The 11336-nt window shown below is 40.9% G+C and carries 10 protein-coding genes; 5 read left to right on the top strand and 5 right to left on the bottom strand.

The window, feature by feature from the left end:
• Positions 1 to 2: 2 nt before the first annotated feature.
• On the top strand, positions 3 to 1175 hold the full coding sequence (locus tag E3K36_02260) for a DUF2399 domain-containing protein (GenBank protein MCF6154078.1): 1173 nt from the start codon (positions 3 to 5) through the stop codon (positions 1173 to 1175).
• 232 nt (positions 1176 to 1407) lie between these two features.
• Here the strand turns inward: E3K36_02260 and E3K36_02255 are convergent, their stop codons facing one another.
• The 5 genes from E3K36_02255 to E3K36_02235 all read right to left on the bottom strand — a co-directional run bounded on the left by E3K36_02255 (position 1408) and on the right by E3K36_02235 (position 6147).
• Positions 1408 to 2550, bottom strand: coding sequence for a lipid-A-disaccharide synthase (locus tag E3K36_02255; GenBank protein MCF6154077.1), 1143 nt, complete (start codon positions 2548 to 2550; stop codon positions 1408 to 1410).
• On the bottom strand, positions 2543 to 2890 hold the full coding sequence (locus tag E3K36_02250) for a hypothetical protein (GenBank protein ID MCF6154076.1): 348 nt from the start codon (positions 2888 to 2890) through the stop codon (positions 2543 to 2545). The genes E3K36_02255 and E3K36_02250 overlap by 8 nt, the downstream gene beginning before the upstream one ends.
• 131 nt (positions 2891 to 3021) lie before the next feature.
• Entirely contained in the window at positions 3022 to 3936 is a 915-nt protein-coding gene (locus tag E3K36_02245) for a formate/nitrite transporter family protein (GenBank protein MCF6154075.1), read from the bottom strand.
• Positions 3937 to 3953: 17 nt separating this feature from the next.
• Positions 3954 to 4853, bottom strand: a complete 900-nt coding sequence (locus E3K36_02240; protein MCF6154074.1) for a formate/nitrite transporter family protein — start codon at positions 4851 to 4853, stop codon at positions 3954 to 3956.
• A 199-nt stretch (positions 4854 to 5052) separates the two neighbouring features.
• Positions 5053 to 6147 carry a C4-dicarboxylate ABC transporter gene (locus E3K36_02235; GenBank protein ID MCF6154073.1) on the bottom strand — a complete coding sequence of 365 codons (1095 nt, stop codon included), beginning with the start codon at positions 6145 to 6147 and terminating at the stop codon, positions 5053 to 5055.
• Between the two features lie 396 nt (positions 6148 to 6543).
• Between E3K36_02235 and E3K36_02230 the strand changes: the two genes are divergently transcribed.
• From E3K36_02230 to E3K36_02215, 4 genes are all read left to right on the top strand, one after another.
• Positions 6544 to 6741, top strand: a complete 198-nt coding sequence (locus tag E3K36_02230; protein ID MCF6154072.1) for a DUF1858 domain-containing protein — start codon at positions 6544 to 6546, stop codon at positions 6739 to 6741.
• Between the two features lie 110 nt (positions 6742 to 6851).
• On the top strand, positions 6852 to 8387 hold the full coding sequence (locus E3K36_02225) for an ATP-binding protein (protein MCF6154071.1): 1536 nt from the start codon (positions 6852 to 6854) through the stop codon (positions 8385 to 8387).
• Positions 8384 to 9874, top strand: coding sequence for a radical SAM protein (locus E3K36_02220; protein MCF6154070.1), 1491 nt, complete (start codon positions 8384 to 8386; stop codon positions 9872 to 9874). The genes E3K36_02225 and E3K36_02220 overlap by 4 nt, the downstream gene beginning before the upstream one ends.
• A 65-nt stretch (positions 9875 to 9939) precedes the next feature.
• Positions 9940 to 11331, top strand: coding sequence for a sugar transferase (locus E3K36_02215; GenBank protein ID MCF6154069.1), 1392 nt, complete (start codon positions 9940 to 9942; stop codon positions 11329 to 11331).
• Positions 11332 to 11336 lie beyond the last annotated feature (5 nt).

Here is an 11336-nt window from a genome sequence, read left to right as displayed (position 1 = left end):
CAATGATAACTCCAAAGGAAATACAAGAACAATGCTTAGGTTGGTGGAAAGGTGTTTTGCTCTCTTCCAGTAACTCTACATCATATTTTCCGAGGGAAATAAACAGGATTGGCAAAGTAAGTTCAAAAGATATTTTGAGCAACCTTTCCACTTACAAAAATTCCATTCATTTACTGCAAAGCCATTCAAGAGAAAATAATAAATATGGTTACAAATTGGTTTTGGAAGATAGACAATTTGATAAAATCGGCAAGCAGCAAGTTCCTGAAAAAATTATTATAGAAAGCATTGATGATTATTTGCGAATAACAGGAAAGCAAAAGGAGTATGAAACATTTCAAAAAAATTACTCACTGGTAATTCAAGAATTGCCGATGCTTCTCGAATGGATAAAAGCAAATCCTACAAGGTTGATTGAACATGACACTTGGTTTGATACCTTGAAAGTTTGCAAATATTTTTTGGCAAATCCGAAACCTGGCTTATACATCAGGCAACTGCCAATTGACATTCACACCAAATATATTTCTGAAAATGAAAGTGTGATTCAATCGGTTTTGGAATTTATGATTCCAGAGCAAATCAATCAAAACGAAAAGAAATTTGAAAAGCGTTTCAATCTGAAATATTCAGAGCCATTAATTAGAATTAGATTTTTGGACAACCGTCTTTCTCCAATTGAATCAGCAACAGACATTTCATTAACGCTTTCGGAGTTCAACAATTTTAATTCTCATTGCGACAACATTTTTGTTGCAGAGAACCTGATGAATTTTCTTACACTTCCCTGCCTGCCAAAGACAATTGCAATTTGGAGTGGCGGGGGTTTTAATGTGAGTTACCTGAAAGACATTGATTGGTTAAAGAGCAAACAATTTTACTATTGGGGAGATATAGATGCGCCGGGGTTTCAAATCCTCAATCAGTTCAGGACATATTTCACAAACACAATTGCGGTTATGATGGACGATGAAACTTTGGCAAGTTTCAAAAGCGGAGAAGGCAGACCGGCAACGAACCAAACTTTGCAACGACTTACAAAAACAGAATTAAACCTTTACAATCATTTGCGACAAAACAATATCAGATTAGAACAAGAAAAAATTACACAGACATTTGCAGAGAAGAAAATTAAGAAATTGTTTCAGGAACATCCGAGCTATTATGACAAATAGGGACAGGTTTTGCTTTTTTAAGGTTGACATCGTCTCTGTCGAACAGGGCAAAAAATGCCGATGTATCAACAAAAATTCTCATTTGTCGAATGCCTCTACAAGGTATTTATCGTGTGTCCTTGAAATGTCACGTTTGCCCGAACTGAATTTGCCCACTAAGCAAATAGCCCTTTTCCGCCTTTCTTCGATGCCAACCACTGTGTTGGTCCTGATAACGGTATCAACTGCTTTTCTACAAATATAAATTCAGTAAATTGAGTATCTCATCCGCTGCACGTTCAGACGCCCCGGGCTTTCCAATCCTGTCAATTAAGCCGGTTAATTCTTGTATACAGATCTGCCTTTTTTGATTATCACTGAGTAATTGTATCGCCTGGTTTGCCAACCAGGTGGAATTCTTTCTGCACATAAGGAGTTCCGGGACAATCATCTTGTGGGCGAGGGTATTCACAAGGCCAATATAAGGAGTGGTAAGGAAGGGCCTGGCTATAAAATAGGCGAAGGGAGATATTTTGTAAACAATGATCATCGGTTTGAGATAGTAAGCGATCTGTAATGTAATCGTACCTGCACCAGCGATGCAAAGATCGGAGGCCTTGATCACTTCATGGACGTTTCCTACCATAATCTTACACTTGACTCCCGACTCTCTTGTAATGTTTTGCACGAGATCAAGGTGTTGTTCATCACTGCAGGAGACGAGAAATTTTGCGGAAGGGACTGTTTGCTGTATCCGTGCCGCAGATTGCAGTAACAGCGGCAGTATGCGAACAATTTCCTGTTTGCGACTGCCAGGAAGAAAGGAGACTATGGTTTCCCCTTGTTTTTTTAGTTCCGAAACAATGCCTTCGTCAATGCCCTCTTTGGAAATCTCATCGAATAATGGATGCCCCACGTAAGTAACAGGAATACCCGCACTTTCGTAAAAGGGTTTTTCAAAAGGATAAACGACTATCAGTTTGTCGACCAGCTTCTTCATCTTTTTTACACGCCATGGCGCATGTGCCCAGAGCTGGGGACAAATATAATAAATAACGGGAATCCTCAGTTTTTTCGCCGCCCTGGCCAGATGGAAATTGAAGCCGCAGTAATCGATCAGGATGACGGCATGGGGCCTTTCTTCTTGAAAGAAGCGGATGCAATCTCTTTTCATTTGCAGGAAGGTTGTTAACTCCTTTAAGACATGGAGCCACATTAAGGATTTTGTAGACATATCGTGGAGGCAGTGCAAACCTGCCCGTTTCATATTTTCTTTTCCGAGTCCGTAAAATTTCAGAGAGGGATTTTTTTTCATCAGGCAGCGCATGAGGTTTGCGCCATGGATATCTCCTGATGATTCGCCTGCACTGATAAATATTTTGCAAATATCAGACATGGACAACCTTGAGGATATACCGTATAAGGTTTATGATGAAAAATAGGGGTACCAGTAACCAGACAAGAACAAAGACAAAAGAAGTATCTGTACAAAATACCGCAAAGCGTGTATCAACAGCGAAGATAATAAGACAGATGATGGGGAGTGCAACAAAGAGTGTTGCTATTACAGAAAAGAGGACGGTCTGATGAGAGAATAACAGAAATGAAAGAAAGGTATTACACGTATAAAACAGAAGAAGCGCACATGACAACAGCCGCGTTTTGGCAAAAAAATAAGTCACCGCAGACGCTATGAGGGTTATAAATGCAATAATTAACAATACATAAGGTGGCACTTCACCTCCAAACTCTGTAGGGGCAGGGCAACCCTGCCCCTACGGTAAAAACACTGTTATCGTAAATCTAGTTTATTTCATACCGGGATTTTTTCAAGATAATTCATGAGACTTTGGCAAGATATATTTATCTATTTATGGAAAAAGTCCTGTTTCACACTAAAGGCCAGGCTAATGTGTGGTCGCAGATAAACAAACCAGAATACGATACCCACGAGAATAACGCCACCGACAATATTCCCCAGAGTAACCGGCAAAAGATTGTTTACAAAAAACCCACTCCAGGTAAGTTGCGAGAGGTCTAATGTTTTCCCTGCCATTTTTTCTGCGGCTGCAACGATGTCTGGATTTTTCCGGAGCACTACCCCGATGGGGATAAAATACATGTTTGCCACACAGTGTTCGAATCCGCTGGCAACGAATCCGCCTATGGGAAAAACAATGGAAAGAACTTTGTCTGCCACGCTCCTCCCGCTAAAACATAACCAGACGGCAAGGCATACCATTGAATTACAGAGGACGCCCCGCGCCAAAGCCGTCTTAAAAGTGAGATTAACCTTGGTATGGGCAATTAACAGCGCCTTCGCGCCAACCATATTATGAAAAAATTCCCATTGATGTGTCTTATACATCCAGCAGACCATTGTTAAGCTGCCGACTAAATTACCAAGAAATGAAATGATCCAGTTATTCAGTAGTTCACGTGTTGTAATCCTTTTACTAACATAGCCCATGATAATCAGGCAGTTGCCGGTAAAGAGTTCTGAACCACCAATGACAACAAGCATAAGTCCAAGAGAGAATACAATGCCTGCAATGAGTGAAGTAAGTCCGTAGTGCAGGGTAGAGTCGCATGTTACCATGGTGGCAAATTGTGCACCGATGCCAATATAAACCCCGGCCAAAATGCCCAGGACAAAGGTCTGTGCAAAGCTCAATCTTGCCTTTACGGTAGCAACCTTGTCGATTCGGGAGGCAATTTGCGGGGGTGAATAGGCATCTATATCTATAACCTGGATAGTTTTTGGAACGTTATTTTCTGCCATATCTTTGGTCTCCTTTATTATTTCTTCGAAGGGCGTAAATAGATAAACCAGTATACACCTGCAATGAGGACAATACCGCCGAATAGGTTTCCAAGAACGACAGGGAAGAGATTATCAATCAAAAACCCTTTAAAGAAGGTAAGGTTTGAAAGGTCCAATTTCCCCTCGTGTACCTTTTCTGCTGCTGCAAGGACTGCGCTGTTGCCTTTGAGAACAAGGCCCATCGGGATGAGCCACATATTGACGACACAGTGCTCAAATCCACAGGCGATGAGACAAGATATGGGCCAGAGTAATGCCAGTATTTTATCCATATTACTTCTGCCACTATAACATAACCAGATACCCAGACATACCAGGGCATTGCAGAGCACCCCTCTTGAAAAGGCAGCGCCAAATGGTATATTTACTTTGTCGTTGGCCGCAAGAACAATTTTGGCCCCAAGGAGATAGTTGTTGATCGTCCATTGGTTGGAGTTGTATATCCATAAAACGAGGGTTAATGCACCGATAAAATTGCCAATAAATGCAATAATTAAATTTCTGGCCAGGTCTTTCCCGGTAATTTTTCTGGCCATAAAAGACATCGCGATAAGACAGTTTCCGGTAAAAAGCTCTGCTCCGGCGATTACAATTAAAACCAGGGCAAGGGTAAAGGCAACTCCGCCTACCAGTTGATTCAAACCATAATTAGAGGTTGCAGTATGTGTTACGAGCATTGAGAGCTGCATCCCCAAAGCAATAAACACGCCGGCAAGAATACTCAAGGCAAATGTTGTTAACGTACTCAGCTGCGACTTTGCAACGCCTACCTGTCCCACCCTGTCGGCCATTTTTGCAGGTGCATAGGCGTCTATCTCAATAACCGGCATGGCATATTCCTGCGTATTTGTACCGTTATTCTGCACCTCAGTCATACATTACCTCCTTTCATCTATTTAATATACATAATTAATTTATTTATACTGAACATTCAGAATGCATATCTCAGTCGACAGTAAACTGCACAAAAAAACACAGATCAAAAACTACCTGATTTGAAACTTGATTACAGATGCGGTTGTTAGAAATAACATCAAATCCTGAGATCGAATCTCAGGATTTGATGTTAGGAATTTAACCTTTCGCAGCGGAGGTCATCTGGGGCTGGACGATCTTTTCCTCCTTCTTTATTGCGGCCTCTTTTGCCGTAGCTGCTTTTACCATGGAAATTATCATATTGACAAAGATAAAACCCCATGCGATGTACGCGGCATAAATGAAATAATTTGAAATATTGGCGATAAAAGGAAGCTGGATAGCCTGAGAAAGCCTTATTGTACAGACTGTATACATGCCCAAAGGGAAGACCATGCCCCAATAGAGGGGAGAATAAGTAAACGGCGTCCTGTTATAGACATACTTCCATATCCCAATGATTATCAGAAATGGTATCCACCATGTGCCAAACGACCAGAAAAACAGGGTAAATCCCTTTGTGAATCCCAGGAAATCAACATAAGGACCCTCTATTTTAGGAATATTTATACATAAAATCGATCCGGCCAGGGTTGTGATGGCGAGCGCACCCATATTGATCCAGTAAGGAGGCACAAGTGCATCCGGGGATACCTTGAAAAACACGAGCCGGTAAATAATGAGCGTAATAAGGATCATGTAAAGGAAGGAACCAATCATCCACCACACAAAGGAGGAAAACATAACAAAGCTGCCAGCATCTCCGAATTTCGGCGCAAGTAATGCGCCAAGTACGGCGACAGATTGTGTTCCAACGGTGGCGATTAGCCATCCTCCATGCATTACAACTTCAATCCTCTGATCACACTTGATAAAGAGCACACTAAAAGTGGATAACGAAATGACCGTCCAGAGAAAGATGCCAAAATACCAAAATATCTTGGCGACTTCCGGCAGATTTACTACCGTGGCGAATTGAGCCCCAAGCACATTTGTACCTGCAACGGTGGTAAAAAAAACAAGGCTCAATTTTGGATTTGAAAGATCATTGTATAGATTATTCCAGAACATTCGCACCCGGAGTAATTGGAGTGACAGAACCGTGGCATATGCAAAGAGGTTTATATAAAAGAGTGCATATGCAATACCCCGAAAACCCAAAAGACTGGATGCGATTGAAATTATACCCGTGGACATTACCATTGCAAAATAAGCAGGATGGAATGTTTTTATTGAATTCCGAATAACACTCATTTACTCAATATCCTTTTCTAAAATGTTGATTGATAAGAATATCTAACACCTTAAAGTTAATGACAATAAACAAATAATATTCCAAATCAAATAATTTATTTATTTATATTTCCCAGATGTAAATACCTGTGTATATTGGCTTTATCAGCCAGGATGATTTTCACCTCCTATCATTGTCCGTTAAATAACAAAATTGCATTTCAAAGCTGTTATTGGTATTTCAATTTGCTGGCTGGAGTTTTGTCGGTATTTCTGTAGCATAGAAATAAAAATACGTTGCTTTTTGCTTATATTCTGCTTTATTATTAACGAGTTTAAATAATTACTTTTATTATAGCAAAAATATGTCAGACTGACAGACAAAATAATTTTCGGAGGTAACGTATGGAAGAGAAAATGATTATTACGAAAGATATGATTATTAATGATGTAATAAAAAAATATCCCAAAACACTTACTGTTTTTACTAAATTTAAGGTAGATTCCTGTTGCGGTGGCGGCGTGAGTATTGAAAAAACGGCGGGAATGAGCGGTGTGGACATAGATTCTTTACTTCAGGCATTGAATAAAGTTGCAGTAGCAGAAGGCAAATAGATAATAGCTGTTTCATTACCATTGTGACTTTCACCAGAAATAAAATCGCGTCTTTGTATGTGCCCGATGGTGAATGTATGGTTATCCACAATCTTTGGTATCATTAATTCATGCTGGCAAAAGTCAAGAGCGTTGCCGTTTTCGGTATAGATGCGTATTTGTTGGATATTGAAGTTTATATCGCCACAGGTGATATGCCTTATATTGCTATCGTTGGTTTACCGGACACGGCGGTTAAGGAGAGTCGTGACAGGGTAAAGGCAGCGGTCAATAATAGCGGCTACAGGTTTCCCTATAAACCCATGACAATAAATCTTGCACCTGCGGACCGCAAGAAAGAAGGTCCGGTTTTTGAATTACCAATAGCGGTTGGGATACTTATAGCAACACATCAAATCGAGATTCCAGATATCCAGGAATATGCCATTGTGGGTGAGCTGTCTCTGGATGGAAGGCTGCGTCCTGTTAAGGGATGTTTATCAATGGCGTTTAAGTGTAAAGAACTGGGGATAAAAAAATTTTTACTTCCCCCTGAAAATGCGTCTGAGGCCGCTGTTGTTGAAGGACTTGATATTATTCCCGTTGAAACCCTGGCAGATACAGTAGGGATTCTGACCAACTCTTCCCCCTTCGTGCCATACCGGATTGACCTGGAAGCCGTGTTCAAGGAGTCTTCTGGCTATGATATGGATTTTGCTGACGTAAAAGGGCAAGAGCATGTCAAACGGGCACTGACAGTTGCTGTTGCGGGAAGTCATAATGTGATAATGGTGGGACCGCCCGGCGCCGGCAAAACCATGCTTGCACAGCGTATCCCAACAATCATGCCTCCCCTCACTTTAGAGGAAGCCCTGGATACAACCAAGATCTATAGCGTATTAGGCCTTCTTGGTCCAGGACAGTCATTAATTGCAATGCGGCCTTTTCGTGCTCCCCACCATACGATTAGTACTGCCGGGTTAATTGGCGGTGGTTCATTTCCAAGACCCGGTGAGATTAGCATTTCACACAATGGCGTGCTTTTTTTAGATGAACTTCCGGAATTTGATCGAAAGACACTGGAAGTGCTTCGCCAGCCTCTTGAGACAGGCAATGTGACGATTTCCCGCGCCTTAAATTCCGTCACCTATCCTGCCAATTTTATGCTGGTATGTGCCATGAATCCCTGTCCGTGCGGATATTACACGGATAACCGGAGAGAATGCCATTGTACACCGCATCAAATTCAGAGGTACATGTCAAAGGTATCAGGCCCGTTATTAGACAGAATGGATATTCAAATAGAGGTGCCGGCCGTACGGTATAGTGAGCTTGTTACAGACAGGGAAGTGCAATCTTCTGTGGATATACGGAAAAAAGTGACGGTGGCCCGCACAATGCAAAAAGGGCGCTTTGAGGATCAACCAATAAAAGCAAATGCGCATATGTCTTCCAAACAAGTCAAAAAATATTGTGTAATGGATAAACCCGCAGAGTCATTGCTTCATCAGGCAATGACGGAATTAGGTCTTTCGGCGCGCGGATACAACAAGGTTTTAAAAGTTGCGCGTACCATTGCAGACCTTGACGAGAGTGAGCATATAAAAGTAGAGCATGTATCTGAAGCGATACAATACCGGGGCCTCGACAGGAGTTTGTGGAAATGAACGTTCTTTTGATAGACCCGCCTTTTTATCGGTTTTTCAATTACTATAACCGATATTTTCCTCTGGGATTAAGCTATCTGTCCTCAACACTGAAAAAAGCCGGGCATCAGGTGACTGTCTACGATGCCGACTGTAACAAAAATTCAAAGGGGATGGATTACACGAGATTGCCTGAAAAATATCGTATCTATTTGAAGGAATTGAAAAACCCGGAAAATCCGATTGTAAAGGAGATTTCTGAAACCCTTGCACGATACCAGCCGGATGTTATCGGAGTGACAGTTATGACACCCAAGGCAGCCTCCGCGTTTACCATTGCCTCCCTGGCAAAAAAATACAATGAAAACTGTGCTGTTGTCTTTGGCGGTCCTCATGCAACTTTAAAGGCAGATGAGATCCTGAAAAATACCAGAGATATTGATTTTGTTGTAAATGGAGAAGGCGAGGTTGTATTGCTTGAACTGGTAAACACATTACATACGAGAAATAACAATTTCAGTACCATACGGGGACTTTCCTACCGGAAGGGAGACAAGATTATCCACAACAGTTCGGCAAATTTTATTGATAATTTAGATTGTCTTCCTTTTCCAGACAGAGAAACACTACTCGGTCTGGATACGTATACATCGGAAGATATGGGTCTGCTCATGGGCAGTCGTGGCTGTCCCTATAACTGTTCCTATTGTGCAACGCAGATATGGACGAGAAAGGTACGGTATCGTTCTCTGGCAAATATTTTGGAAGAAATCAGGTATGTACATCAGCGGTATGGCACCCGTCAGTTTACCTTTAAGGATGATTCTTTTACCGTTAACAGAAAGAGGGTCATGGAATTTTGCAATACATTGATTGATGCAAACTTAAAAATTAATTGGGACTGCAATACGCGGGTGGATTTAGTGGATTTGGAACTGCTAAAGGCTATGAAGAGGGCGGGGTGTAATAGTATCAAGGTGGGGATTGAATCAGGGAGTGAAAGGATCTTAAAGTTAATGGACAAAGGTATTACATTGGAGCGCATAGGAGAAGCAGCGAGGCTTTTCCGGGAGGCAGGCATTCATTGGACGGCCTATTTTATGATGGGTATACCTACAGAGACCAGAGAAGATGTCCAGAAAACCTTGGATTTATTGTATACAATAAATCCCAGCTTTGCTTCTATTGGCGTCTATGAGCCATTTCCAGGGACAAAACTCTTTGAAGTCGGTGTTGAGCATGGGCTGGTGAACAGGGAAATGTCCCGTGAAGATTTCTTTACTCGCATACCGAGCGACTATTATCTCAAAGACGTGAATCAAAGGGTTGATACCATGGGCTGTGAAGATTTTACCGTGCTGGAAAACGAAGTAAAAAGCGCCTTTCATAATTATAATAGAAGTATTATGCGGATCTTTGAGAGGGCAAAGGCCAGAAGTAATGTCTACTTACACAATCCCAGGATTTTTTTCAATGACATTGAAAAATTTTTAGGATGGATACGGTAGCTGTAAATGAAAATTGAAAAAAATCAGAAGATAAAATAAGGTTTTATCCCTCATAAAATTACATTATGACAATAAAGATTTTTAATTATCCCATTGCAAAGAGACTCATCTTGCTCATAGTAGGGGATTTGCTGATCGTCAATGGTTCAATCTTTTTATCGGCGATAATTCGCCTGGGTCTGAGTGGTGGCTGGGAATACCTAAGAAGTAATTCCGCATCATTTGCATTGACAGGCTTAGCTTTTATCTTTACTTTTTTCTTTTCCGAACTTTACGATATCCGAAAGGATTTTAAATCCATCGGGAATATCATAACGATTGCTTTTGCATCTGGCAGCGCCTTTATTATTACAACTTTTTTGTTTTATATAAGCTGGTCTTTGCGGATAGGACGAGGGGTATTTATTATCAATGGTGTATTAATTACACTTTTTATCATCGGGTGGAGGCTTTTATACAGCTATATGCTGGATCAGCCACTTTTTAAGAGAAATGTTTTAATTGTTGGCGCCGGCTGGGCTGGAAAAACTATTTTACAGGAAATAACCAGGTCGAAAAAATCGGGGTTACGGGTGGCAGGTTTTATTGATGATAATCCGGCAAAGCAAGGGAAGCTTGTTGACGGGTTTCCTGTATTCGGTGACCGATATAGTTTGAATACTGTGATACATCAAAATGACATTGGTCTGGTCGTAAATGCCATTACCCATGAAAAACATGCCGATCTCATCAAGGTATTGATTAATTGTTCATGGAATGGAACGGATATTATTGACATGCCTACCCTTTACGAACAGCTCACGGGTAAAATACCGTTTAAACATATTAATGATATGTGGATGTTGCACGTTGTTATTAGCAAGCCCAAATTATATGGTAAATTGGTAAAGCCCGTAATTGAAGTATTTTTTGCTTTGATGTTATTTGTGTTATTAATACCAGCGATGGTAATTATAGCCATAATGGTGAAAATGAGTTCCAGGGGTGGTGTTTTTTATACGCAAGAACGTATCGGTAAAGATGGTACAGAATTTACAATGATAAAATTCCGTACCATGATAGAGAATGCAGAGTCAAATACCGGTGCAGTTTATGCAGCAGATGACGACCCCAGGATTACAAAGATCGGAAGGTTTTTGAGAAAGTGGAGGTTGGATGAGATTCCTCAATTGCTCAATGTAATTAAGGGAGAAATGAGTTTGGTTGGGCCACGGCCGGAAAGATACGTCTTTATCAAGGAGTTTGAGGAAAAGATACCGTTTTATGCCCAGCGGCTTGCAGTCAGACCCGGCTTAACTGGCTGGGCTCAGGTAAAGTATCCTTATGCATCTTCAATAGAACAAACAGAAGAAAAATTGCAATACGACCTCTTTTATATTAAAAATATGTCCTTCATTCTGGATATAGTGGTAATATTGAAGACGATAAAGGTTGTTGTATTTGGAAGTGGAAAATGAAAATA

Origin of the sequence: Candidatus Brocadia sp. (genome assembly GCA_021646415.1) — a bacterium.
Taxonomy (GTDB): domain Bacteria; phylum Planctomycetota; class Brocadiia; order Brocadiales; family Brocadiaceae; genus Brocadia.
The sequence above is the reverse complement of the archived record's forward strand: the minus strand, read 5'-3'. Positions and strand labels throughout refer to the sequence as shown.

Coding starts and splice junctions, on each gene's coding strand:
- E3K36_02215 (MCF6154069.1), top strand. CDS start 9,940: ATGACAATAAAGATTTTTAATTATCCCATTGCAAAGAGACTCATCTTG.
- E3K36_02230 (MCF6154072.1), top strand. CDS start 6,544: ATGATTATTACGAAAGATATGATTATTAATGATGTAATAAAAAAATAT.
- E3K36_02235 (MCF6154073.1), bottom strand. CDS start 6,147: ATGAGTGTTATTCGGAATTCAATAAAAACATTCCATCCTGCTTATTTT.
- E3K36_02260 (MCF6154078.1), top strand. CDS start 3: ATGATAACTCCAAAGGAAATACAAGAACAATGCTTAGGTTGGTGGAAA.
- E3K36_02245 (MCF6154075.1), bottom strand. CDS start 3,936: ATGGCAGAAAATAACGTTCCAAAAACTATCCAGGTTATAGATATAGAT.
- E3K36_02240 (MCF6154074.1), bottom strand. CDS start 4,853: ATGACTGAGGTGCAGAATAACGGTACAAATACGCAGGAATATGCCATG.
- E3K36_02255 (MCF6154077.1), bottom strand. CDS start 2,550: ATGTCTGATATTTGCAAAATATTTATCAGTGCAGGCGAATCATCAGGA.
- E3K36_02225 (MCF6154071.1), top strand. CDS start 6,852: ATGCTGGCAAAAGTCAAGAGCGTTGCCGTTTTCGGTATAGATGCGTAT.
- E3K36_02220 (MCF6154070.1), top strand. CDS start 8,384: ATGAACGTTCTTTTGATAGACCCGCCTTTTTATCGGTTTTTCAATTAC.